24 protein-coding genes are annotated in these 23,517 nt (G+C 37.2%); 13 read left to right on the forward strand and 11 right to left on the reverse strand.

Annotation, left to right across the window (positions count from 1 at the left end; translation table 11 throughout):
- Nucleotides 1-159 precede the first annotated feature (159 nt).
- Entirely contained in the window at nt 160-903 is a 744-nt protein-coding gene (locus NP781_RS25185) for a TerC family protein (RefSeq protein WP_004225430.1), read from the forward strand.
- A gap of 42 nt (nt 904-945) precedes the next feature.
- Here the strand turns inward: NP781_RS25185 and bshB2 are convergent, their stop codons facing one another.
- From bshB2 to NP781_RS25200, 3 genes are all read right to left on the reverse strand, one after another.
- Nucleotides 946-1,635 (reverse strand): bacillithiol biosynthesis deacetylase BshB2, encoded by a 690-nt coding sequence (gene bshB2 / locus NP781_RS25190; protein WP_221679315.1) that lies wholly within the window; start codon nt 1,633-1,635, stop codon nt 946-948.
- Nucleotides 1,636-1,648: 13 nt separating this feature from the next.
- The gene (locus tag NP781_RS25195) at nt 1,649-1,999 is read right to left on the reverse strand and encodes a YojF family protein (protein WP_004225428.1); all 351 of its coding nucleotides are present in this window, start codon (nt 1,997-1,999) and stop codon (nt 1,649-1,651) included.
- Nucleotides 2,000-2,560: 561 nt separating this feature from the next.
- Nucleotides 2,561-2,842: a hypothetical protein gene (locus NP781_RS25200; protein WP_221679317.1), complete on the reverse strand. Its 282-nt coding sequence runs from the start codon at nt 2,840-2,842 to the stop codon at nt 2,561-2,563.
- A 196-nt stretch (nt 2,843-3,038) separates the two neighbouring features.
- Between NP781_RS25200 and NP781_RS25205 the strand changes: the two genes are divergently transcribed.
- Nucleotides 3,039-3,587 (forward strand): acyl-CoA thioesterase, encoded by a 549-nt coding sequence (locus NP781_RS25205; RefSeq protein ID WP_004227610.1) that lies wholly within the window; start codon nt 3,039-3,041, stop codon nt 3,585-3,587.
- Between the two features lie 45 nt (nt 3,588-3,632).
- Here the strand turns inward: NP781_RS25205 and thiD are convergent, their stop codons facing one another.
- A complete protein-coding gene (gene thiD, locus NP781_RS25210; protein ID WP_202342030.1) occupies nt 3,633-4,463 on the reverse strand; it encodes a bifunctional hydroxymethylpyrimidine kinase/phosphomethylpyrimidine kinase in 831 nt (276 codons plus the stop codon).
- Nucleotides 4,464-4,638: 175 nt separating this feature from the next.
- Here thiD and NP781_RS25215 point away from each other — a divergent pair, with 175 nt between their 5' ends.
- The 5 genes from NP781_RS25215 (at nt 4,639) to NP781_RS25235 (ending at nt 7,581) form a co-directional block, all read left to right on the forward strand.
- The gene (locus NP781_RS25215) at nt 4,639-5,316 is read left to right on the forward strand and encodes a uracil-DNA glycosylase (protein ID WP_004227613.1); all 678 of its coding nucleotides are present in this window, start codon (nt 4,639-4,641) and stop codon (nt 5,314-5,316) included.
- Between the two features lie 75 nt (nt 5,317-5,391).
- On the forward strand, nt 5,392-5,568 hold the full coding sequence (locus tag NP781_RS25220; RefSeq protein WP_048393435.1) for a hypothetical protein: 177 nt from the start codon (nt 5,392-5,394) through the stop codon (nt 5,566-5,568).
- Entirely contained in the window at nt 5,568-5,834 is a 267-nt protein-coding gene (locus tag NP781_RS25225) for a YwdI family protein (RefSeq protein ID WP_202342029.1), read from the forward strand. Before NP781_RS25220 ends, NP781_RS25225 begins: the two co-directional genes overlap by 1 nt.
- Before the next feature lie 26 nt (nt 5,835-5,860).
- Nucleotides 5,861-6,241 carry a DUF423 domain-containing protein gene (locus NP781_RS25230; RefSeq protein ID WP_004227623.1) on the forward strand — a complete coding sequence of 127 codons (381 nt, stop codon included), beginning with the start codon at nt 5,861-5,863 and terminating at the stop codon, nt 6,239-6,241.
- 164 nt (nt 6,242-6,405) lie between these two features.
- The gene (locus tag NP781_RS25235; protein ID WP_257521102.1) at nt 6,406-7,581 is read left to right on the forward strand and encodes a M20 family metallopeptidase; all 1,176 of its coding nucleotides are present in this window, start codon (nt 6,406-6,408) and stop codon (nt 7,579-7,581) included.
- An 82-nt stretch (nt 7,582-7,663) separates the two neighbouring features.
- Here NP781_RS25235 and gerQ read toward each other — a convergent pair whose 3' ends face one another.
- Both gerQ and NP781_RS25245 read right to left on the reverse strand, forming a co-directional pair.
- The gene (gene gerQ, locus NP781_RS25240; RefSeq protein WP_004227629.1) at nt 7,664-7,999 is read right to left on the reverse strand and encodes a spore coat protein GerQ; all 336 of its coding nucleotides are present in this window, start codon (nt 7,997-7,999) and stop codon (nt 7,664-7,666) included.
- Nucleotides 8,000-8,021: 22 nt separating this feature from the next.
- Nucleotides 8,022-8,447: a cell wall hydrolase gene (locus tag NP781_RS25245; protein WP_004227631.1), complete on the reverse strand. Its 426-nt coding sequence runs from the start codon at nt 8,445-8,447 to the stop codon at nt 8,022-8,024.
- Nucleotides 8,448-8,692: 245 nt separating this feature from the next.
- On the opposite strand from NP781_RS25245, the gene NP781_RS25250 reads away from it, so the two are divergent.
- On the forward strand, nt 8,693-8,863 hold the full coding sequence (locus NP781_RS25250) for a hypothetical protein (RefSeq protein WP_004227634.1): 171 nt from the start codon (nt 8,693-8,695) through the stop codon (nt 8,861-8,863).
- 485 nt (nt 8,864-9,348) lie between these two features.
- Here NP781_RS25250 and hemQ read toward each other — a convergent pair whose 3' ends face one another.
- The gene (hemQ, locus tag NP781_RS25255; protein ID WP_221679324.1) at nt 9,349-10,098 is read right to left on the reverse strand and encodes a hydrogen peroxide-dependent heme synthase; all 750 of its coding nucleotides are present in this window, start codon (nt 10,096-10,098) and stop codon (nt 9,349-9,351) included.
- Nucleotides 10,099-10,254: 156 nt separating this feature from the next.
- Between hemQ and NP781_RS25260 the strand changes: the two genes are divergently transcribed.
- Complete coding sequence (locus NP781_RS25260; protein WP_221679325.1) at nt 10,255-11,088, forward strand: octanoyl-[GcvH]:protein N-octanoyltransferase; 834 nt, start codon at nt 10,255-10,257, stop codon at nt 11,086-11,088.
- A 36-nt stretch (nt 11,089-11,124) separates the two neighbouring features.
- Here NP781_RS25260 and NP781_RS25265 read toward each other — a convergent pair whose 3' ends face one another.
- On the reverse strand, nt 11,125-11,775 hold the full coding sequence (locus NP781_RS25265; RefSeq protein ID WP_004227650.1) for an RsfA family transcriptional regulator: 651 nt from the start codon (nt 11,773-11,775) through the stop codon (nt 11,125-11,127).
- 235 nt (nt 11,776-12,010) lie between these two features.
- Here NP781_RS25265 and NP781_RS25270 point away from each other — a divergent pair, with 235 nt between their 5' ends.
- The 3 genes from NP781_RS25270 (at nt 12,011) to NP781_RS25585 (ending at nt 19,370) form a co-directional block, all read left to right on the forward strand.
- A complete protein-coding gene (locus NP781_RS25270; protein ID WP_004227652.1) occupies nt 12,011-12,235 on the forward strand; it encodes a YuzB family protein in 225 nt (74 codons plus the stop codon).
- A gap of 201 nt (nt 12,236-12,436) precedes the next feature.
- Nucleotides 12,437-13,744: an HD domain-containing protein gene (locus NP781_RS25275; RefSeq protein ID WP_257521103.1), complete on the forward strand. Its 1,308-nt coding sequence runs from the start codon at nt 12,437-12,439 to the stop codon at nt 13,742-13,744.
- Nucleotides 13,745-14,117: 373 nt separating this feature from the next.
- Nucleotides 14,118-19,370, forward strand: coding sequence for a collagen binding domain-containing protein (locus NP781_RS25585; protein WP_263082317.1), 5,253 nt, complete (start codon nt 14,118-14,120; stop codon nt 19,368-19,370).
- A gap of 52 nt (nt 19,371-19,422) precedes the next feature.
- Here the strand turns inward: NP781_RS25585 and NP781_RS25295 are convergent, their stop codons facing one another.
- Nucleotides 19,423-20,091, reverse strand: coding sequence for a class A sortase (locus NP781_RS25295; protein ID WP_257521104.1), 669 nt, complete (start codon nt 20,089-20,091; stop codon nt 19,423-19,425).
- A 121-nt stretch (nt 20,092-20,212) separates the two neighbouring features.
- The gene (locus tag NP781_RS25300; RefSeq protein WP_004231516.1) at nt 20,213-20,398 is read right to left on the reverse strand and encodes a 2-hydroxymuconate tautomerase; all 186 of its coding nucleotides are present in this window, start codon (nt 20,396-20,398) and stop codon (nt 20,213-20,215) included.
- A gap of 167 nt (nt 20,399-20,565) precedes the next feature.
- Here NP781_RS25300 and NP781_RS25305 point away from each other — a divergent pair, with 167 nt between their 5' ends.
- Nucleotides 20,566-21,084 (forward strand): YwhD family protein, encoded by a 519-nt coding sequence (locus NP781_RS25305; protein WP_004231517.1) that lies wholly within the window; start codon nt 20,566-20,568, stop codon nt 21,082-21,084.
- Nucleotides 21,085-21,436: 352 nt separating this feature from the next.
- Here the strand turns inward: NP781_RS25305 and NP781_RS25310 are convergent, their stop codons facing one another.
- A complete protein-coding gene (locus tag NP781_RS25310) occupies nt 21,437-23,491 on the reverse strand; it encodes a transglycosylase domain-containing protein (RefSeq protein ID WP_257521105.1) in 2,055 nt (684 codons plus the stop codon).
- Between the last annotated feature and the right edge of the window lie 26 nt (nt 23,492-23,517).

Consider the following 23,517-nt stretch of genomic DNA (forward strand, 5'->3'; position numbering starts at 1 on the left):
TATAGCTAATTCTTTTATAAAAAAGCAATGTGTCAGACCTAGAATTACCTCAATTTAAGTGGAGAAAATCTGTTGTCTCAAATCTAAAAAATACTACTCTCATAACAAAAATGGTCAAGCATATACTAGATTAGCTTAGGACAAGTAGGAGGGTATGTAGTGGAAATCATTCAAGGGATTTTATCAACATATTGGAAGTTTTTTGATTTGGCGATGTGGCAAGAAGTACTAATGGACCCTGTCTCCTGGGGACTAATATCCTCATTAATTATTATAGAAGGTTTGCTGTCGGCAGATAATGCATTGGTATTAGCAGTACTAGTGAAACATTTACCAGATAAACAGCGCAAGCGGGCATTAATGTATGGTATGCTAGGTGCCTATTTTTTTAGATTTTTATTTATTGGCATAGGTGTTTATCTAGTAGAATTTTGGTTTATTAAAGTATTAGGTGCTTTGTATTTAGGTTGGCTTTGTGTTGCTCATTTCCTTCACATAGGGAATGAGGATAGTGTAAAAGAGGTAAAAAGGTCAGGATGGATGGTGCGTCTTTTCGGCACGTTTTGGGCAACTGTCATTTCTGTTGAGCTAATGGATATTGCTTTTTCAATTGACTCAATCTTTGCCGCCTTTGCGATATCAGATCAAGTCTGGGTGCTTTTAATCGGAGGGATGTTAGGAATATTAATGATGAGGACGATTGCAGGTGTTTTTTTAATCATCATTGAAAAAATACCAGAGCTTGAAGCAACAGCCTTCATTATTATAGGCGTCATCGGCTTAAAAATGTTAGTGAGTGTTTTCAATATCCACATCCCTCATTATTTATTCTTCCTTTTCTTAGTGATTGCTTTTTCTATTACAATTATTGTGCATATGATGAAGAGAGTAAGAGCTGCTTAATTAAAAAGTACTGTTCTCCAAAAATGAGAACAGTACTTTTATTTATTTTACATATTTATCTGGATCAACAATATAGAATTTTTCAACATTAAGCCAACTCTCGCTCATTGGTTCCCCGTCATCAATACGTTTTTCAGTCTCCTGCATCATCCAACCAGTCTGAGATGCATGGGCTTGTAATGCTTTTAATTTGTCCATTCGCATTTCATGAATATCATGGACCACATGTGGTTCACCATTTTTTTCAATCGTATCATTGGCGAAGGCACAACCGAATATTTGTGGACGAGCAGCCTTTGGCATACGACGTACAGCTTCAACAACAGCACGTGCTGTTGCTTCATGGTCTGGGTGGACAGCAAAGCCAGGTAAGAATGTGAAAATTAAAGAAGGCATTAGTTCTTCAATTAGCCCTTCCACTAGTTTTACCATTTTCTCATCATCTTCAAATTCAATTGTTTTATCCCGTAGACCAAGCATACGTAAATCTTGAATACCCATTGCCTCTGCTGCTGCAACCAATTCCTTACGACGGATTTCAGGTAAAGACTCGCGTGTAGCAAAGGGTGGATTACCTAAATTACGTCCCATTTCGCCTAATGTTAAACAGGCATATGTAACAGGTGTATTCATTTTCTTCGTATAGTAGGCAATGGTCCCCGCAACTGAGAAAGCCTCGTCATCTGGGTGAGGGTACACAATTAAAATATGACGTTGTGGTTGTAAATTCAAATAGTCGTCCCCCTTAGTAAGTAAATGGCGTTTCACTAATTTCAAGCGCAATCGCCAATTTTCCAGAGTAGTCTAGTCCAGCCATTAATAAACGGCCTAAATCATCTAATTCAAAATGTGTAATGCCTTGAGCATAAACCCAGCCATGAGGTAATTTTAAACCCACACGATGAGGTGCATTATCTACAACCTTAGCAAGCTCATAGTTAATTTTAGCATTGCGAATAAAAGCACCTGCATTAAAAAACTGTTCATCATAGTGTGCTGCATAAGATCCGTTTGTCGTCTCAAGATGAATATAAACGTCTTTGTTGGCGAAAGAATTCAGCAATTTTTGCAACGTCTCTACTTGTACTTCTTGCATCTTAACACTCCTCTCGATCATTTCTCCTTTAAGTATAGTAAAAAAAATTCGCAAAGGGAAATTGATTGCTTTGATAAAAAAAGTGATGATTTATATTTATAAACCTTACCGCATTTTGGTCCAAATTTATTTGAGAGTGTGAAAATGAATCCTAGCATCCAAGGAAATAAATCACCATCTCTAAATCTATGACAAGTTCTTAAGCAATATTCTTGAAAAAATTATTGTAATGTATCAATATAGGGAGTGTGAAAATAAATATGTACAAACTGTGTCGTTTCACATTGTATCCGTTTTCACATCTGAAAAGATATTGCAACCATGACTTCTTCCTAATTTCGTGTGTGTTAGACAGCTCCACCTGTTAAAGGTAGTATTATTTCAGAAATAATGAATTCTATCTTGGTACAATAGATGACGTTCCTTGAACAGGTTATGCAAGGTAGCTGTGAAAAAGGGAAGAAAAATGAAGCTCATTATCATAGTATAATAAAAACCGCGACTCTCTTTTATGACAGGGAGTCGCGGTTTTTTTGTACATTCGTGTAGGCTATGTATTTGTTAGTATCGATTAAGTTTTCGTTCAATTGTATCTAAACGATTATTAACATTTTGTAATTGTTTAAACATTTGCTTCAAATAAAGGTTTTGATCTTGGGTTTCAGTGGTTTTGGCTTGTGCCAATTCTTCCTCCTCCTGCAGAGCTAATATTGTGGCAAGGGTGGATAATGAATAACCAAGTGTTAATATGATGGAGGCAATTACTTCAACTTTTGAAGAGGTGATTTCTCCAGCTAGTAAACCTGATTCTTCCGTTAAGTCTTCTACCTTGTTTTTTTTCATTTTTTCCCCTCCCATACAGCTAATATATGGGGTATGAGGCATTAAGGTATCTTGTCCTATTTTAATCTTTATTGGATAAATACTCATCATTAACGAATTGTTTAATGTTTGTAATTTTCTAATAATTATATTGATTTTTCCATTTAAATATAGCATTATAGTAGGAATAAACAAGACGTTTAGAGGGGGAATAGGTGTGAATAAGGACTTTAAATATTGTAAGGAATCAAGAGTGATGCGTACAAGTCGTGTATTTCCAAACGATGTGAATAATCATAATACATTATTTGGCGGACGGTTGATGAGCGATATTGATCAAGTTGCTTCCATTTCAGCTGCAAAGCATAGCAGAAGAGATTGTGTTACAGCCTCAACTGATTCAGTCGATTTCCTACATCCCATTCGCCCAACAGATTCGGTTTATTTCGAATCCTATGTAACTTGGACGGGAAGATCCTCTATGGAGGTTTTTGTCAAAGTTATTTCTGAAAACTTGAAAACTGGGGAGAGGAAGGTGGCAGCGACTGCATTATTAACTTTCGTGGCATTGGATGAAAATAACAAACCAGCACTGGTCCCACGAGTAATTCCTGAAACAGTAGAAGAGACAAAATTGCATGAAACAGCTTCAGAACGAGCGAAGGCGCGTGCTGAACGTAAAAAGGAAAGTAAAGCATTAGCACAATTTATATCTATGAATGATCCATGGGATTATCGGCTAGAAATGATGGAGAATTATATGTAAAAAAAGAGGGATGTCTCAAATGACTTTGAGACATCCCTTTCATCCTTATATCTCTGTTACTGTTACGTGTGGAGCACCAAAGCGAGATTTCGCTCCATGCATGACAGGACCTACATATTCATTTAACGCCCAGCCATGTGCAATAGCTGCGGATACAAACTCTTTTGCTTCAATGACAGAATCTTTAATAGTAAGACCATTTGCAAGATTGGCTGTCACAGAAGCAGCAAATGTACAGCCTGCACCGTGGTTATTTGTAGATGCGACTTTTTCAGATTCTAATAAGTAGAATGTTTCACCATCAAAGAATAAGTCTGTTGCTTTTTCAGTAGCCAGTGCTTTTCCACCTTTAATGACAACAGCTTTAGCTCCTAGTTCATGGATTTTACGAGCGGCAATCTTCATGTCGTCAATGTTTTTTGGTGTACCTGTGCCAGCTAATTGTCCAGCTTCAAAAAGGTTTGGTGTTGTTACCGCTGCTAGTGGTAAAAGATGCTGAATCATGGCATCTGTGTTACCGGGATTCAGTACTTCATCGTCCCCTTTACATACCATAACAGGGTCGATGACAACATTTGAAGTCCCTGAATTTGCTATAGCCTTTCCAGCAATACGAATAATTTCTTCTGTTGAGAGCATTCCTGTCTTAATGGCATCAATTCCTGTGGAAAGTGCTGTGTCAATTTGTTTTTGTAGTAAATCAGTTGGCAAAGGCGTGACGTTATGTGTCCAGCCATTAGGGTCCATTGTTACGACAACTGTTAATGCCACCATACCATATGTACCGTGCTCTTGGAATGTTTTAAGGTCAGCTTGCATTCCTGCACCGCCTGATGTATCTGAACCAGCAATTGTTAATGTTTTTTTTAGAGTCATGTAAAGGATCTCCTTTATCGTTAAGAGTTATAAAATTAACATCTAGTATAGTCCGATTCTGATTCTATAAAAATAGCCAGAATACTATATTTTTATATGGTCAGTTTCAACTGAAGCTTGAATTCATCTTTAATTTTTTGTACCGTTGTAAGAAGAGAAAGGGGCTTAAAGAACGATGAAACAAGTATTCCCGAATGATTGGCAAGCAGTACTCAAAGAAGAATTAGAAAAACCATATTATCAACACCTACGTCAATTTGTCGCAAATGAATATTCGACACAAACTATTTATCCACCAATGAATGATGTGATGAACGCATTCTATACAACAGCATATCATGATGTGAAGGTTGTTATTTTGGGACAAGACCCTTATCATGGGCCTAATCAAGCGCATGGGCTAAGCTTTTCTGTTAAACCAGGTATTCCACATCCTCCTAGCTTACGGAATATGTTTCAAGAGCTACAGGATGATTTAGGCTGTCCAATTCCTCAAAATGGAACGCTAACAAAGTGGGCTGAACAGGGTGTTATGCTATTAAATACGGTGCTTACGGTTCGAGCAGGACAAGCGAACTCCCATAAAGAACAAGGATGGGAGCAATTTACCGATGCTGTTATCGATCTATTAGCTGCAAGGGAAGAACCACTAATTTTTGTATTGTGGGGTAAACCAGCGCAACGCAAAAAGCAATTAATCCGAAAATATAAAACACCTCATGTCATACTGGAAGCGCCACACCCAAGTCCCTTAAGTGCTTATCGAGGATTCTTTGGCAGTAAACCTTATTCAAAGATTAATCAACAATTAGTGGAGTGGGGCAAGCAGCCGATTGATTGGTGTTTAGAATAGATTGGCACAAATCGTTTGCTTTATACGCTTTAGCAATCATGTTACATTTAATATAGAAGAAAGTGAGGGACATTGATGAAGGTGAATTGTTTTAAGTGTCAATTTTTTAAAGTAACCTGGGACCCTCAAAACCCACGAGCATGTGCAGCTTATGGCTTTAAAACAAAGCAAATACCATCCGTTGTTGTGAAGCAATCCTCGGGTGTGGATTGTTTAAAATTCGTACCAAAAGTAGAAAGTGGGAGAATGTAATGATTTCTTATCAAGCCGTTATACAGCAACTTGAAAAACAATTATCTAACGCAAAAAATGCGGGGAATGATCAGCAAATTCGTGAGACGCTTACAGCCATTCGAGCATTATGTGATGTGGTTTTAGATTCTTCAAGTGATGCACCATCAATCACTCCTCATAAGCATGTACCGCAAATGCTTGTGTCAGAGTCAAAACCATCCACTTTATATACAGCAAAGATTGAAGAAGATGGGGCAAATGGAGATTCCATTTTTGATTTTTAATCCATTTTAAAGGTAGGGTAATGAAAATGAAAAGATTTATCGTGACTGGTGCTCTTCATGGCCTATTAGCAGTAGCATTGGGTGCATTTGGTGCACATGCTTTAAAGGAAATTTTAGATGAATACAGTCGAGGTATTTGGGAAACGGCTGTTCAATATCAAATGTTCCACGCTACAGGATTACTATTCATTGGTCTGTTAATGAGCTCTAAACTATTAGGTGAAGTGAAACAATTAAATCTAGCAGGTATTTTCTTTAACCTTGGTATTGTTTTCTTTTCTGGGAGCTTATATGTTCTTGCAATAAGTGGTATTAAAGTATTAGGGGCTATTACACCAATTGGTGGCGTACTATTTTTAGCTGGATGGCTACTTATTATTTTAACTGCTCTCAAGCATGCTCGTTAATTTTAAGTTGACTCTCTTACATTATTTGTAGGAGGGTTTTTCTTTGTTATCAGTCATCTTTCAAAGATAGGGATTTAAATCCCTATCCATTTTGTAAGAATTTATAGTACACTACTAATATTACTTGCAATATTTCGAAAATACCAAAAGTGAGGTTACATAGTATGGAAAAACTATTTACATTACTGGATGCTAACTATAATGAGATGGTAGGGATTCGTCGCTATTTACATGAATACCCTGAATTATCCTTTGAAGAAGTCGAAACGCCATCCTATATAGCTACTTTTCATAGAGAATTGGGGCATGTGGTTCGAGAAGGAGTGGGAGGACGTGGCGTCGTAGCGATACTACGTGGCGGTAAGCCGGGCAAAACGGTGGCATTACGAGCTGACTTTGATGCATTAGCGATACAAGAAGAAAATGATGTACCTTACAAATCTAAAATAGCTGGAAAAATGCATGCATGTGGACATGATGGACATACAGCTACATTGCTTGGGCTAGCTAAGGCATTGAATGCAATGAGGGACCAAATTGAGGGCAATGTCGTATTCATTCATCAGCATGCAGAGGAAGTGGCGCCAGGTGGAGCTAAGCCGATGATTGAGGATGGTTGTTTAGAAGGTGTAGATGTTATTTTTGGTACACATTTATGGGCACCTACACCATTAGGAGAAATATTAGTGAAAGATGGAGCCATCATGGCTGCCGCGGATAAAGTAGAAATAACGGTTCAAGGAAAGGGTGGTCATGGCGCAGAGCCTCATCATTCTATTGATGCTGTTACCCTAGCCTCTCAATTTGTCGTCAATGCTCAACAGCTTGTTTCAAGAAGGATTGACCCATTGAAATCAGCTGTTTTAACAATCGGTCATTTTGAGGCAATTAATCCGTTTAACGTTATAGCTGATCGGGTAGTTTTAGCGGGGACAATTCGTACATTTGAAGAAGAAGTACGCATACAAATGGAACAAGAGCTAGAAGCAATATTAAATGCGACTTGTCTGGCATTTGGGGCAAGTTACGAATATCGTTACACAAGGGATTATCCACCTGTGTATAACCATCAGAGAGAAACTGAGTTTTTGGCACAATTGGCGTCGACTGTACCAGGGGTAGATCAAGTAATAACATGTCCGCCATTTATGATTGGGGAAGATTTTGCGTATTATTTAGAAAAAGTACCAGGCACATTTTTCTTCACAGGAGCTAAAAAGCCAGAATGGGAAACGGCCTATCCGCATCATCATGCACGCTTTGATTTTGATGAACGTGCCATGCTAATTGCAGCAAAAACCTTAGGTAAAGCAACCTTAACGTATTTAAAAGAAAATTGAACATAGCGAATGATAAAAATCCGCATACGCCCAACGACTTTTGGTCAGTGAGTGTATTGCGGATTTTTACTTAGAGATAGAATTATGGATTTTGATTAAAGTAAGCCATTTCCTCATCATACTCTGCAAAATCGAAATAAATCATAGGGAAAAGGAAACGATGATTAGACTTGAGTTCACGAATAATGACATGATCTCGACCAGCTGCTTCTACCACACCACGAACAGTTTTTGTGTTTTTTCCCTGCTCTACTGCGTGCTCAAAAGAAAAATGGAAGGTAGCTGGTTTTCCACGGTTCAAACGTAAAATATTTTCTATATAGGACTCCTCACGGCCAGGTGGTCGTCCGCTCGGAAGTGTGACTGGAGGAGGAGTCATTTGTTGTTGCGTTGTTGGTGTCCAATAATAAGGCATCATCAATTATCAACCTACTTTCTTTTTAAATTTGAGGACAATCTTGTTCAGTTGGCGAGAAAAAACAATGGGATTTGAACCTGCCAGTATTCCATTGACCATACCATTGTGCAGGACAATCACCTGCTGGCATGAAAAACCACAAAGAGCGGGTAGCTGGATGAAATCTTTCACCCTGAATCACCCTTTTAGCTAACCGAATATCTTGATCACGTGCTCGTTGATAAAAATAACCCTTTTGTGTTGCCTCAAAGCCTCCCGGACGCTGATAAACCATTTGTTCAATCGTTCGAATATCACCAAAATCTAAACAATCACCTCTTACACGATTAACGCCAACATTCCCAACCATCAGCATGCCTAACTCTCCTTCGCCTTCTGCTTCGGCACGCATTAGTCTTGCGAGTAGGGCTGTCTGCGCATCATTCGTCTTAATAACAGCGATTTTCATACCTCCTCGCAGACAGTATATGCATGAAGGTATAGTAGTCATGTTCAATTTTGTTAAGAAAGACAATCACATATTAAAGTTACTATGCATATAGTAGTAATAACGACAAGTACGTAGAAAATACATCGAATCCTGCAAGGCCCGATAGTTTTTATAGCAAAAAGGGTAAATAGAAAAAAATAGATTTAGGGGAACGTGAGATCAATGAATTGCATGTGTATCTAATACATGTGAGGTGATGGCTTATGGAAATTGGCGTTTGGTTTGGGATCTTATTAAGTGCAGTACTGGCTTTTCTATTAGGGGAGTTTTATGGACAGCCGCTCCATTGGTATCTCTTTATTGTCATTATAGTGATTGGTTTTTTTATTCAAACGGTTATCTTAATTTTAAAAGTAAAGAACGAGAGCTCTTAATGAAGGATGTAGAAGAAACGTGTTGGGGTTAAGAAAGTGTCATCGCTAAAAGATGGCACTTTTTTATATTGTGACTCTAAATTTGCTAGTGTGGAAAGCAGAGCATCAGGAAAAATGCCTTTACCTTAATAGGCGATGAATACTTGTTTTAGCTGCTATTTCAATAAGACATAATTAATGTTGCCTAGTAAGTATATTAAAAATATAGCGTGACATACTAAAAATGACTTTATTTTTGCTTTTATGAAGGAGCGTTTCCATGCGTGTTTTTAGTATGTTTGTAGCGATTATCATCAGCGCTTTTCTGGCAGTTGGAATAGCAGAATATTATCATCAACCATATAATTGGTATTTAGTTTTTCTTATGATTCTAACCGGGATTTTTATCCATATTATAATTTTAATATTCGAATCCGAGAATGCAGAAGAAAACGAAATTTAAAAATGCGAGTCCATATTGACGGACTCGCATTTTTAATTAGATATTAAACAGTTAAGAATTTAACCAATTTATCTTGATCAAGAAGGTTTCCGACGAAAAATTCCCCGAATTCGCCATAGCGTGCTGACACTTCGTCAAAGCGCATTTCATATACTAATTTTTTGAATTGCAGTACGTCATCAGCAAATAAAGTTACGCCCCATTCGTGATCATCGAAGCCTACAGAGCCAGTGATAATTTGTTTTACTTTACCAGCATAGCCGCGACCAATCATTCCATGTGAACGCATTAATGATTTACGCTCGTCCATTGATAGCATGTACCAGTTGTCATTCCCTTGACGGCGTTTGTCCATTGGATAGAAGCATACATATTTAGCACGTGGAAGTTCAGGATATAGACGTGCACGTACATGTGGATTTTGGTAAGGGTCTTCATTTGACTCGCCAGCTAAATAGTTTGAAAGCTCTACAACAGATACATAAGAATATGTAGGAATTGTAAAATCTGCAATAGCTAATTTATTGAATTCTGCTTCAAGCTCTTGTAACTCATCCATTGTTTCACGCAATGTCATAATCATAAAGTCAGCTTTTTGACCAACGATTGCATAGAAAGCATGAGCACCTGTTTTAGCTACGTCTGCTTCGTTTAGTTTTTCTAAATAAGCAATAAATTCCTCTACTGCTGCTTGACGTTCCTCAGCAGAAACAAGCTTCCAAGATGCCCAATCAATTGAGCGGAAATCATGTAAAGCGTACCAACCATCTAACGTAATTGCTGCTTCATTCATTATTGAAAACACTCCTTTATAAGTGAATACCATTCAAAAATTAGTTTATCATAGTTTGCACAAAATCCCTAAGTTCATGATAGTAATTCACGAATTTGACACCATCTAAAGATAAGGTATTCTAAAGAGTAGAGATGTAATAAGAGGAGTACCAATATGAAACATATTTTACAACAGCCAATTTGGCGTTATTATGATCAATCCATTAGTGCGAAGCAAAGATCACCGCTTGAATCTTTTGCGACAGACGATACATTGTGCCAATTAGTTGGCCAATTGATGTCTCCGCCAACAATTCGTACATGGGTTCATGAGGCATCTGTTGTGCTAGGTATTCAAGACCATCGTTTACCTTATGTTCAGCAAGGTATGGAATTACTAGAATCTAGAGGCTATCATCCTATTGTTCGTAATTCTGGTGGACTAGCGGTTGTGCTAGATGAAGGGGTTCTTAATATATCCATTGTATTGTCTGAACAAAAAGAGTCGCTCAGTATAAATGATGGCTATGATGTGATGGTGGAACTTGTGAAGGGGTTGTTCCCAGAAATAGCTGAAAAAATTGAGGCTTATGAAATAGTGGGCTCTTATTGCCCAGGTTCTTATGATTTAAGTATTGATGGGAAAAAATTTGCTGGTATTTCACAAAGACGCCTGCGTCAAGGGGTGGCAGTGCAAATTTATTTATGTATTGAGGGAAGTGGCTCGCAACGCGCGGCACTTATCCGTGACTTTTATGAAGAAAGCTTGCAACAAGAGGAAACAAAATTCGCTTACCCTCAAATCGTGCCTGAAGTCATGGCTTCGCTAGCGGAGCTTGTAGACCCCAATTTAACGGTAGAAGCGGTCGTTATTCGTCTACAGCAACTACTTAATCAGTTGGCCGAGGAAGTACGTCCACAGTCCTTTTACGATGAAGAATTAACGTTGTATGGTTTTTATTTACAGCGTGTTTTTGAGCGCAACACCAAAATGCTTGAACGTAAGTAAGTTGGTTGATTATATGAAACAGAAAAAGCGATGCGGCTAATTTAGCGCATCGCCATTTTCTGGTTGATAAATAGAACTGCTAGTTACAAGATTTCCGTTCTTCTCCATTTTAAAAACAGGTGCAATTCGCTCTTCCTCTTCATCAAGCGTAACAAGACGTCTAGCACGATTCATAATTTGAACAAATTGCTCGTAATCTTTGCGAATCGCTCGATTTTCCTCTTCTAGTTTTGTAATGGTTTTCTCTAGTTTTTTATTTTTCTCAGATGTTACATGTACAAGTTGTCGCCATTTTGAAGATTCATTTCCTACTTCACCAGAATGCTGTAAACGTAGTAAATAAGCTATGACAATATCAAGAGAAAGGGCAGATAGCGGAATTGATTTTCCTTCTGCAGCACTATTATTTACGGTAAACATACTAGAAGCACGGCGTCTTGCTGGCGCTCCCAACACTCGCATTCTCTCTTTTCTTTCCTTTTTAGCTTCTGCTAATTGTTCCTCGTATTCTTTACGAACAACGGCATTCCAACGAAAACCACAAGCTGCCGCAGTACGATTTAATGCATCGCCCGCTTCTTCAAAGGCATTAAGCTGTGTGCTTCCTTCTGTTACATGACGGATTACAGCCTCTGCTAGTAATTCATCGTTTTCTTTTAACCAAGCATCTTGTCTTACTTTACTCATATTAAAATCCTCCCACCTTTATCTGGAACTTGTTATTTAAGACTAGCATGACCAATCTTTTAACCTTTTATTCATCTATGTAGAAGGAATTATGCTTGAATAGAAGGGGAAAAGTACGATACAATACCCGATGTAGGTTTGTGCACATGCTGCATACTTAAATATGTGAAGGTCATGTGTGCAATAGAGCGAAATTATGTTTGAAAAATACTATATAGAAAGGGTTGTTGACAAAATGGCAAACGAATTTAAAGTTTGCGATGAATGTCAGGCCGTTAACTTAAAGACGTTAATTCCAAAATTAAAGGAAATCGATCCTGATGCAACCATCGAAATTGGCTGTCATTCTTACTGTGGTCCAGGACGCAAAAAGACATTTACCTTTGTAAATAGCCGACCTGTTGCTGCATTAACAGAAGATGAACTAATGGAAAAGGTTTTAGCAAAATTAAAAAAGTAAAACTGAAAGCTATCTCTACTTGGGGGATAGTTTTTGTTTTGCTTTTTTATATGTTGAGAAATTAGACCAATATAAATATAAAAATAATGTTAAAGGTAATTAAAATAGGTTGTTAATATCTATAGAAAAATGGCAATAAGTATGCTAGTCCTAGATTTATCGCATATAATAGAGCTATAACAAAATGGGGGTGCTATCCAAATGACATATGCAAACGCTAAATTAGAAGAAGAAAAGGTATTTAAAGATCCAGTACACCGTTATGTACATGTTCGAGATCAAGTGATATGGGATTTAGTGGGTACAAGGGAATTTCAGCGTTTACGTAGAATTCGTCAACTAGGTACCACATTTTTAGTATTTCATGGAGCAGAACATAGTCGCTTTAGTCATTCTCTGGGGGTTTACGAAATTGTACGCCGCATAGTAGATGATATCTTTGTAGGGCGTCCAGATTGGGATGAAAGTGAAAGATTATTAGTGTTATGTGCAGCCCTTTTACATGATTTAGGTCATGGCCCATTTTCCCATGCCTTTGAAAATGTATTTGAGCTTGATCATGAATATTTTACAAGGCAAATTTTGTTGGGAGATACGGAAGTAAATGCGATCTTAAAAAAAGTGGCAGCTGATTTTCCTGAAAAGGTATCCCAAGTAATTGAAAAGACATATCCAAATAAGCAAGTAATTAGTTTAATTTCGAGCCAAATTGATGCAGATCGTATGGATTACTTACAACGTGATGCTTATTTTACAGGTGTAAGCTACGGTCATTTTGATATGGAGCGGATTTTAAGAGTAATGCGTCCAAGAAAAAACCAAGTAGTAATTAAAGCAACAGGCATGCATGCGGTGGAAGACTATATAATGAGTCGCTATCAAATGTACTTACAAATTTATTTCCATCCTGTTTCACGAAGTGCAGAGGTAATTTTAAATAATATATTAAAAAGAGTAAAACAATTAAGCTTAGAGGGCTATACATTTAAGCATGAGCCTACTCATTTCCTAGCATTTTTCCGAAATGTTATTACATTAGAGGATTATCTTGCGTTAGACGAGAGTATACTTTTTACATATTTTCAGTTATGGATGCAAGAGGAGGATGCAATTCTAAGTGATTTAAGCCGCCGCTTTGTGAATCGTAAGCTATTTCAATACATTGATTTAGACCCTGGAGTAGAGCTCAATAAATATCAAAAACTTCAAGAGCTTTTCAAAAAGGCTGGATTAGACCCCGAATATTATCTTGTACATGATACAACGGCAGATCTACCATATGATTTTTACAGACCAGGAGAGGAAGAAGTGCGTGTCCCAATTTTTTTAGAAATGAAAAATGGTGAGCTACGGGAGCTTTCACGTGAGTCCATTATTGTGGATGCCATCTCAGGGCGTATGAAACGAGATCATAAAATCTATTTCCCATTAGATTTCTTAGAGGACGATTCAACAAACTCAACTGTAAAAAAACAAATATTAATGCTATTAAGGAAAGACAATAAATAAAATATAAATTTTAAAAATAATAAAGCAGTAAACACATTCCAGTAGGATGTTGTTTACTGCTTTATTATTTTTAGATAATTGTTTAGAAACTGTTAAGTTGAATTAGATATAATTAATCAATAATTTTGAAATGGAGGTGGTGCACATTGATTGCTTTCATACAAAAGTACCTTGAAGAAGTGTTGGGAAATTCGTGAATAATTCTAATGACCTATATTAAGATAATGATTGAATTTTATTTGCGATGTTTCCATAAAAATTAAAGGAAAGAGAGAGTGACCTATTGTTTGTTCATTCCTTTCCTAAACACGAAAGGATCAATCTTTGTAGCAAACAGTATCAGTTAGCTCTCTAACTAAAAAAGGAGAGAAACATGAAAAAATTAAACATAGCGATTATTATATTGCTACTTGTATTTCAAACAGTACTTTCACCAATTTCAGTGTTTGCCGACGAGAGTCAACCTCCTGTTACTCCTTCAAATGAGTCTAGCCAAGATGTTGGAACTAATTTAGAGGGCGAGCTTCCAGTAACACCACCAGCTACATCTGATGAAGATGCAGGAACTAGTTCTGGAGGTGAATCATCAGGAACATCACCAGCTACTCCTGAAGAAGAAACTGGAAATGATATTGGTGATGGTGGAGAAGATACAGGTATCTCAATTGGTGATAAAGATAATGGAATGGTTCCAGGTAATCAAACTAAGCCATTAATAGAGCCATTAGAGGCATCTGCATTGCCTCCTACAGATTTAACTAGCTCAGTAAAATTAGATGTTTTTGAATTAAAAATTAATGGTACTGATGTAGTACCACCAGCATTTACAATGGAGTTAGCGCAAAATCAACAAGCAAATGGTAAATTTATTTTCAAGGTTGATTTGCCAGGTGATGTGAAGGCTGGAGACTTTTTCACCTACTCATTACCAGCCTCATTAATAGATTTTAATGGTGCATTTAATGGACAAAAATCTGCAACCCCTATTTCACCCGCATTTGATTGGCATACTAGTGGAAATCAGGTAACAGTCACAATAACTGAAGATCCATCTGCGGATATTGCAGGCTCTAATAATGTTGGATTTGAAATGAACTTTACTTCTGGTTTTAATCTGCTTAGCAATAATGTAGAACAGGACTTAGAAATACCTTTAGCTGGTGGTGGAACAGATATTGTTAAACTGACATTTCTTCCATCTACTAGCAATGAAAAAATGGTAACCAAAAAATCTGGAGAAGTAACCGTTATAAACGGTGAACGTATGATTGATTGGGAAGTATGGGTTAATAAAGCAGGTAAAAATTTAACTAATGCAACAATTATGGATACACCGGGTCCAGGTCATATACTCGTGCCAAATTCTGTTACAGTCGAGACATATGAAGTGGGATTAAATGGTGTAGCAGCAACAGCTACAGGAACACAATTAAACCAAAATTTCGAGAATATTGTACTAGATGGTAGAAATGCATATAAAATTAAATATCAAACGAAAGTGAATTTACCAATTGCTCAGCAAGAGGGAACAAAAGAATTTTCAAATTCAATTAAATTAACTGATCCTACCTACGAAGATTCAGATACTAAAAAAGCATCAACTACGTATGGCAAGGCATTAGAAAAAAGTTTAGATGGCACAAAAACAAGCAATAACTATATATCTTCATGGGAAGTTCGTTACAACTATAATCAAGCAGCGATTGACCAAGCAGATGCTTGGATAGAAGATACGCTACCAACAGGTCATGTCATTGATACAAATACGATTAAAGTATATGCAATGACAGTGAATGATACAGGTACGGCTACTGGAGCAGGTACAGAAATTGATGCGACAGAATATCAAGTAAATCCTATTATAAATAATGGGCGTACAGATGGCTTTAGATTAGAATTTAACGATCCTATTACAAAAGCATATCGCATCACATATGATGCAAAATTGCCAAATGATTTCTATAGTAATAATAAAACAATAATGATGACAAACTCGGTCATTAGCGGTTCTGGAGCACAAGCGAAAACTGCTACACATACCTTGACAGAAGGAATCTTAACAAAATCCCGTACAGTAGATACAAATAAAAAAGAAATCACATGGACAATTACTGTAAAGGCAGATAATGATACTGCTGAAGGAAAAGATATTACAGGTTTAACAATTGCCGATACATTTACAGAGGGATCTCACAATGCACCGCATACACTAGTGGATGCGAATAATGACAGTGTAATAAATGACTCTGATATTACTGTATCGAATATGACAGGGCAGACTATTTCTATTGATGCCAATGGCTTTACATTAACTGATGGTACAGTGGCGAAGGGACAAACAGCAACAATCACTTATAAAACGGCCTATGAAATTTTGCCAGATGGTTCTGTTCATGAGCAAGGCTATGGCAATAAAGCAAATGCTAGCTGGACAACAGATAAACCGTATAGTGTTGAGAAATTAGCTCACTACAAACCTGAATCAAACTCAGTTAACAACGGCCGTAAACAAGGTAAGTATGACTATGTTGATCAAGTGTTTAACTGGGATATTAAAGTCAATATTAATAAGCAAAACATTAACAATGCAGTGCTTCAAGATATAATTGGTGAAGGGCATGTAATTGTACCAGGTACATTTAAGGTAAAAGAATTTACATTGAATACTACAGATAATGATGAAAATGGTACTGAAGGAGCAGATTTACCAGATAGCTTATATTCATTAGATATTCCGACTGATAATAAAAGCTTTACACTTACTTTAGCTAATAATTTAGGGGTTGCGAATAACAAAGTATATATTGTTAAATACCAAACTAGGGACTCTGACAATATCATTGGTATTGAGTCTAGTAACAAAGCAGACAAGAACAAATTATATACAAACACGGCAACCTTTACGACAAATGTAAGTGGAAGTCCGAAAGTTTACAATCTACCTGCAACACCTGTTCCTGTAAACTATGCGAATAAATTAATTGAAAAAGGTAATCCAAGTTTTAACAGCAATCAGACTACAACAGCTCCTGGTAGTAACTCTACTACTGAGCGTTTAACGTGGATGCTAAATGTCAATCGTTCATTATCTACATTAGGCGAAGTCAAAGTTGAGGATGTACCATCAGGGAATCAAATGCTGTTAAAAGAGTCAATTCAAGTAAGAAAAAATGCTGTGAATAAGGATACAGGCATCTCTTCTGGTGGAAGTTGGTCAACACCTGCTTCTTTAGGATTTACTGTTACATTTACAGCAAGTGGCGGATTTGAAATTGATTTTGGAGTATTAAATAAAGAAAGCTATCAAATTCAATATCAAACTCTTGTACTTGGTAAAAAAAATGACGCTTTTAGCAATGACGCAAAAATAAATTTTGGTTTTGCAACTGCTGACAACCAAGAGCAAGAAGCGAAATACAGTGGTAGCTTTAGCTTTAGTGCATCAGATGCAGACTTCTCGTTAACAAAAGGAAATTTGAAATTTAATAAGGTAGGCTTAAACACTTTGACGGGTGTTAAAAAACCATTATCAGATATAGAATTTGAATTAGTTAAAATGGTGAAGGGATCACCTTATGTTGTAGCAACAGCGATTTCAGATCAAGATGGTAATGTAGTATTTGAAAATGTTAACTACGCAAACTATATTCTTAAAGAAAAAGAAGCAAAATTAGGCTATGATCTTATGTCAGACTATCCAATTAAATTAAATGAAGATACTGACACTGCATTGGCTAAAAATGCTACAAAAGTTATTGAATTAGTAAATAATGAGCAATTTGATGCTACAAATGCCTGTCCAGCATTCACATTAACTGTGAAAGATATTGATGGTAAAGCTATTGCTAATAAAAATATTAAATTAATTGATAGCAACGGCAATGCAAAATACACGGGTACAACAAATGCTGCGGGGCAAGTATCAGATATTAAGCGACCTGGTACAGGTGGTAAAGAAGTCCAAGCAGGCGTGTATACAGTAGTGGATGAAAATGATATCCCATTAGGTACTGTTACCGTGAAGTATGGTACGGGAGAATGTCAAGATACTATCCAACCTACAAATTCTTGTCCTAACTTTACAATTACCGTGAAAAATGAGAATGGAAATCCACGTCCAAATGTAACAGTTACACTTAAAGATCTAAGTAATACTGTTATAGCTACTGGCACAACAAATAGTGATGGTCAATTCATCATTGATCAAACAACTCCAGCAGGAAAATATAAGCTATATGAGGGTATCCAATATTTAGGGGAAGTAAATGTTACGTATCACAATGATAATTGTCAGAGTGAAGTACAGTTAGCACCAAAATGTGAAACGTTTGAATTAACTGTCTATGATGTTGATGGTAATTTAGTTGCTGATGGTACTTCAGTAACGGTTAAAAATAAAGATACAGGTAACATTATAGCGACAAAAACTACAAAAGACGGTGTAATTGAATTAAGCGATTTAGAGCCAGGGGTTTACACAGTTGTAGTTGATGGTGAAGAAATTGATGAGTTTGAAAGCAATATCGATTGTAAAGAGAGCGTTCAACCAACACCAAAATGTGAAAACTTCACAGTAATGATCAAAGATAATAATGGTATCATCAAGCCAGGTAACGATGTCATTATTAAAGATAAATCTGGAAAAGTAATCACAACGAATAAAGATAAAGATGGAAATTTAACATTTGTATCTAAAACAACACCTGCGGGTAAATATGAAGTATATGATAAAAATCTTTACTTAGGTGAGATTGAAGTTTCTTATGCGAGTGTTCCTTGTGAAATTACATTATCAATTGCACCAGTTTGTCCAGCCTTTACATTGACAATTAACAATATGTTTGGTCAACCACGTGTAGGCGTAAAAGTAACAATTACAGGTGAAGATGGTATAGAGGTTGAAGATAATGGTTCAACAGAGTTTATAACAGATAGTAAGGGTCAAATTACAATCAGTAATTCAATTATCAAACCAGGTAAGTATATTGTAAGAGAGAATGGTAAGACAATTATTGGTACAGTTATCGTGGGTAATACATGCGAGGCTAAAATTCAGCCAAATCTACCAGTAACACCTCCTACACCTAATCCTGGAAATCCAGATCCAGACCCAGAAAAACCAGTAGATCCGAACAAACCAAATCCAGATCCAGAGAAACCAGTGGATCCGAACAAACCAAATCCAGATCCAGAGAAACCGGAGGATCCGAACAACCCAGATCCTGAGAATCCAGTAGAACCAAACAAACCAAATCCAGATTCAAACAATTCGGCCAATCCTGGAAAAACTGAGGGATCTAAACCTTCTGTTCAAGGTGTCATTGATCAAGGGAAAAACTTACCGCCTTATAATCCAACTAAAGCTACAAAAGATACACTAGATGCTTATAAGGATTTCTTGAATAAGTATAGTCAATTAACTAAAGAGGAACAGGAAGCTGTTGCAGAATCACTTGATATTAACAAAATTAAATCGGATGCAAAACGGTTAGAAGCTCAATTAAAAGCACAAGGTAAATTACCTCAGACAGATGGTGCCGATCAAACAGCACTAACTCTGATTGGAGTAGCACTTATTCTTGGTGCATTATTCTTCTTACGTCGCCGCAACGCTGAAGTTAAATAATTATTAAAAAGAAGCCCCTAAGACTCTTAAATCTTAGGGGCTTCACCTATTTTTAAAATGCTTCTGATAGCTCTTCAGGTGCTTCATCAAATGGATATTGTTGAACAAAATCAGCTTGTATGGCAAGACGCTTTGATCCATTATCAGCACAAGTAATGAGTGTTAAAACAGTTTTATTTGGAATATCATCGATTACATAAATATCTGTTGCCGCAATGACTTTCTTAGAAGCTAATTGATATTCATAAATATTCGTTAAATCCGTTATATAGACTGTATCTCCTATACTTGCTTTATATAGAGGACTAAATAAGATATCCTTTTCTTCAAAATAATGTCCTGCTAAGGCATAGTTTCCCTGCCCGAGGCTTTGATTTGGCTTCATGGTACCTGCCCCTACGGCCAGTGCAGCATTTCCAACACCTTTGACAATCGGAAGTTGCATGTCAACACTTGGTATGGCGATACTACCAATTATGGGCATTTTATTCGCCTTTGTTTGAGCCTTTAAGACCTCCGCTATGGACAGCGATTGTACATCCTCAAATACATAATCTGCATTAACCTGATTATTCTTTTCAATCTCTTCTACAGTGATTTCAGTAGTATTTAATTGATGGCTTAAATGGGCAATGATCGCATTTTGAATGGGGCTGATAAATACAAGTATTAGGCCAAGGACGAGCATAGTGATGAGCAATATTATCTTCAGTTTATTCATGTCGTAGATCACATCCTTGTTTTTGAAATAGAAGGTTTTATTCCAGCAAAAGATGGTTAACTTATGACCATTTCAAAAAAATGGATAGAGCGTTAAGATGCTTGCTCTATCCAACTTACTATTATTTGTCGCTAAAACGAACGCCTGCAACGCCGTAATGGTTTTTAGACATTTCTTCAATAAAAACTGTTACATTTTCTGCAGGTGCATTAACTGTGCGAGATACTGCTTCTGTTACTTCTTTTACAAGAGCACGTTTTTGTTCCTCTGTACGACCTTCAAGCATTTTCACTGTTACATATGGCATAATATTGCCTCCTTTATAGAATAATGTTGTATAGTTAGTTTATAAGAAAGTATAAACTTCTTACTTGCATTTGAGGCATATACGCAATGGCGAAAATAGTGATTGTTTCGATAAAACATGCGTTGATATGCTTTCCTTTATAATAGCAGAATGGAGGATATTTAAGTATGACAAATGAAGAAAAACCAAAACAAAAAATGGGTTTTACCATTATAAAAAATGATCCAACAGATGGACATAAAGGGTTTGGTATCGGTTCACTTTCATTAGAGAATGTATCGCCCGTAATAGTTGATGTAGAAGAGGGGACGGCTTCGGTTGAAATTGGTGCCATGCATGCAAGAAGTGACGTAGAGCGTGGAATTAAATTTACAATGGACCGTGCTGATTCAGAGGGCGGGAAACCGTATTGGCTCGTGTGGGTGACGATAGACCATAAAGAAAATGGGCCATATTATGCAGGGGTTACAGCCTGTGAGATGGTTGTAAATCGTGAAAAACGACGTGGCTATAAAATTCTAGCTGATCATGTAAATAAAATGGATAAGTCCATGAAACGTCATATTATTGTAGAGCATATGGATGCACCGTCTAAAAAAGTGTTAGCTTCTTTCCTTAAGCAACTTAATCCAGAATTGTGGGAACGTAGTGAGGAGCAATTGCGTCAAGACTTATTTGTCGAATAGACTCGTAATGATTGAACAATCTGTGACATTTTGCAATCGCTTTCGATATTAGGTTGAAAGTGTGTTTGAAACAAAGTACACTTGAGGCAGAGCTTACATTTTAGTAAGCTAGGACACTTGGTATCGCGAATGTGATGAGCGCTATGCGGCATTTGAACAACCCAAACCCAAGCCAAATGCCCCATGATGCTCATACTTCGCGGACCATAAAAAAGAAAAGCTTTCTGTTCCCACGGACACGTCTCCGGGGAAGAGAAAGCTTTTCTTATTTTTCGTATATCAGTTACTTTGTCGAGAGCCTTCGTAGCTTAAAACGTATTAGGATTAAAAAGGTTTCCGAAATTACCTCTTTTTAGTCCTTAAATATAGAGAATGGTAGCATATTCCAAAATTCTCCCCATGTATTACTGTCGAGAATATCGAAGTTTGTACATTTTTCAGTTGGTACATCCTTCGACTCTACATAGACTAGACGTTGTTTAGGACAAGCGTCAGTCGCTAATTTACCTGTTTCAATATCAATGACAACGCCCTCTACACCTTTAGGTTTTTTGAAATCCTCATTTTTTGTACCTTTGTTGACCGTTTCCATAAAGTCAATCCAGATTTGCTTTGTTGCAGCAGTATCTTCCTTCGTGGTAAGGTTTTTACCCTGATCATAGCCATTCCATACACCAGCAGTTAGTCTTGGTGTAAAACCAATTAACCATTGATCACTATTCGTAGAACCTGATTTAGCAGCATATGTGTGTGTCATACGTGAACGAATACTGATTCCTGTAGCGGGTGAATAGTCACTGAAAACCGGATCAAAAATACCTGTCATCATTTCTGTTAAGATGTATGCATTTTCTTTAGAAATGGCTGTTTCAGCTTTGCTTGCTACATCTTTGTTTTCATAAATAACATCTCCATGTGCATTTTTAATGGATACAATGGTTGTTGGTGTTGTTTGCTGTCCTTGCGATGCCAAAATATTATATGCATTTGTCATTTCGTATAATGTCGTTTCAATCGTTCCCAGTGCAATTGATAAATTATCCTTCGCGCCAATTCCTACATTAAAACGGTTTGCCATATCATGAAACTCTTTGAAGCCAATGTCCTCTAAGGTTTTTACTGCGTAAATATTGTCTGAGATAGCAATTGCTTGTGCCATCGTCATATCATGATCTGCAAATTGACCGTTGACGTTTTTAGGTGCATAGGTGCCACGCCCATTATCATACGTAAAAGTTGTTTCCCCAACATCTAAAAAAGTTAGTGGAGTGTAACCATTTTCTAGTGCCGCTGCATATAAGATCGGCTTGATAGTAGAGCCTGGTTGACGTTTGGCTTGTGTAACTCGGTTAAATGAGCTTACTGAATAATCACGACCACCAACTAGTGCAGTGACAGCTCCTGTTTTAGATTCCATACTTACAAACGCAGATTGCAAATCATTGGCAGGCATATTTTTGGCTACTGCTTCTTCAGCCGCTTTTTGATGTTCCAGATTCAGCGTTGTTTGAATCGTCCAGCCACCTTCACTAATATCAAGGTTTTTTGATTTTAAGATTTCACTGGCTTCTTGCCAAGCCACATCCAGGAAATAAGGGGCAACAGATTTGGTTGCAACCCAGCTATCATTTTTTAAGACGAGCTGTTCATTTTCCGCACGCGTTTTTTCCTCTTGTGTAATGGCACCTTGGTCTGCCATAAGTTTTAAAATAACGTGTTGACGATTGGTAGCCTTATCTAAATTGGCAATTGGTGAGTAGATACTAGGTCCTTTTGGTACGCCTGTTAGCATTGCTGCTTCAGCAAGTGTTAAATCACTGGCAGATTTTCCGAAATAAAAACGACTGGCAGCTTCTACTCCATACATGCCATGACCGTAATATACCGTATTCAAATAGCCCTCTAGTATTTCGTCCTTGTCATAAAAAACTTCTAATCTATAAGCATACAGGGCTTCGTTTAATTTACGTGTCCAAGACTTTTCGTGGGAAAGATAAAGATTACGAGCATATTGTTGCGTAATAGTACTAGCTCCTTGAACCTTACCGCCAGCTTTAATGTCCACTAAAATGGCACCAGCAATACGTGAATAGTCGAAACCGCCATGTTGATAAAAATCTTTATCTTCAACAGCAACAACTGCTTCCTTTAAATAAGGTGACATCTCATCGAGGCCGACCCAATATCGTCGTTGATTTGTAAAGTGATCCCCAATTTGGTTCTCATTTTCATCTAAGAAAATAGAAGCCTTTGGTACGGTTAAAGGCGGTGCACCAGCCACTTGAACATAGATGCGGAGTGCGACAAACGCTACGACAATTGCAGATGTAAAGGCCACAAATAACGTAAGGCTTTTGCGTGTGCGCTTTACACGTTGCTGCTTTCGATGATAGCTTTTTCGTTTCATCCGACTTCACCTCGTTTTCTCACAAC

The organism is Lysinibacillus sp. FN11 (genome assembly GCF_024628845.1).
Taxonomy (GTDB): domain Bacteria; phylum Bacillota; class Bacilli; order Bacillales_A; family Planococcaceae; genus Lysinibacillus; species Lysinibacillus capsici.

Bases quoted from the DNA above. Each gene is read 5' to 3' on its own strand.
- NP781_RS25195 (WP_004225428.1), bottom strand. From the start codon at position 1,999: ATGCAAGAAGTACAAGTAGAGACGTTGCAAAAATTGCTGAATTCTTTC.
- NP781_RS25200 (WP_221679317.1), bottom strand. From the start codon at position 2,842: ATGAAAAAAAACAAGGTAGAAGACTTAACGGAAGAATCAGGTTTACTA.
- thiD (WP_202342030.1), bottom strand. From the start codon at position 4,463: ATGACTCTAAAAAAAACATTAACAATTGCTGGTTCAGATACATCAGGC.
- NP781_RS25215 (WP_004227613.1), top strand. From the start codon at position 4,639: ATGAAACAAGTATTCCCGAATGATTGGCAAGCAGTACTCAAAGAAGAA.
- NP781_RS25220 (WP_048393435.1), top strand. From the start codon at position 5,392: ATGAAGGTGAATTGTTTTAAGTGTCAATTTTTTAAAGTAACCTGGGAC.
- NP781_RS25225 (WP_202342029.1), top strand. From the start codon at position 5,568: ATGATTTCTTATCAAGCCGTTATACAGCAACTTGAAAAACAATTATCT.
- NP781_RS25230 (WP_004227623.1), top strand. From the start codon at position 5,861: ATGAAAAGATTTATCGTGACTGGTGCTCTTCATGGCCTATTAGCAGTA.
- NP781_RS25235 (WP_257521102.1), top strand. From the start codon at position 6,406: ATGGAAAAACTATTTACATTACTGGATGCTAACTATAATGAGATGGTA.
- gerQ (WP_004227629.1), bottom strand. From the start codon at position 7,999: ATGATGCCTTATTATTGGACACCAACAACGCAACAACAAATGACTCCT.
- NP781_RS25245 (WP_004227631.1), bottom strand. From the start codon at position 8,447: ATGAAAATCGCTGTTATTAAGACGAATGATGCGCAGACAGCCCTACTC.
- NP781_RS25250 (WP_004227634.1), top strand. From the start codon at position 8,693: ATGGAAATTGGCGTTTGGTTTGGGATCTTATTAAGTGCAGTACTGGCT.
- hemQ (WP_221679324.1), bottom strand. From the start codon at position 10,098: ATGAATGAAGCAGCAATTACGTTAGATGGTTGGTACGCTTTACATGAT.
- NP781_RS25260 (WP_221679325.1), top strand. From the start codon at position 10,255: ATGAAACATATTTTACAACAGCCAATTTGGCGTTATTATGATCAATCC.
- NP781_RS25265 (WP_004227650.1), bottom strand. From the start codon at position 11,775: ATGAGTAAAGTAAGACAAGATGCTTGGTTAAAAGAAAACGATGAATTA.
- NP781_RS25270 (WP_004227652.1), top strand. From the start codon at position 12,011: ATGGCAAACGAATTTAAAGTTTGCGATGAATGTCAGGCCGTTAACTTA.
- NP781_RS25275 (WP_257521103.1), top strand. From the start codon at position 12,437: ATGACATATGCAAACGCTAAATTAGAAGAAGAAAAGGTATTTAAAGAT.
- NP781_RS25585 (WP_263082317.1), top strand. From the start codon at position 14,118: ATGAAAAAATTAAACATAGCGATTATTATATTGCTACTTGTATTTCAA.
- NP781_RS25295 (WP_257521104.1), bottom strand. From the start codon at position 20,091: ATGAATAAACTGAAGATAATATTGCTCATCACTATGCTCGTCCTTGGC.
- NP781_RS25300 (WP_004231516.1), bottom strand. From the start codon at position 20,398: ATGCCATATGTAACAGTGAAAATGCTTGAAGGTCGTACAGAGGAACAA.
- NP781_RS25305 (WP_004231517.1), top strand. From the start codon at position 20,566: ATGACAAATGAAGAAAAACCAAAACAAAAAATGGGTTTTACCATTATA.
- NP781_RS25310 (WP_257521105.1), bottom strand. From the start codon at position 23,491: ATGAAACGAAAAAGCTATCATCGAAAGCAGCAACGTGTAAAGCGCACA.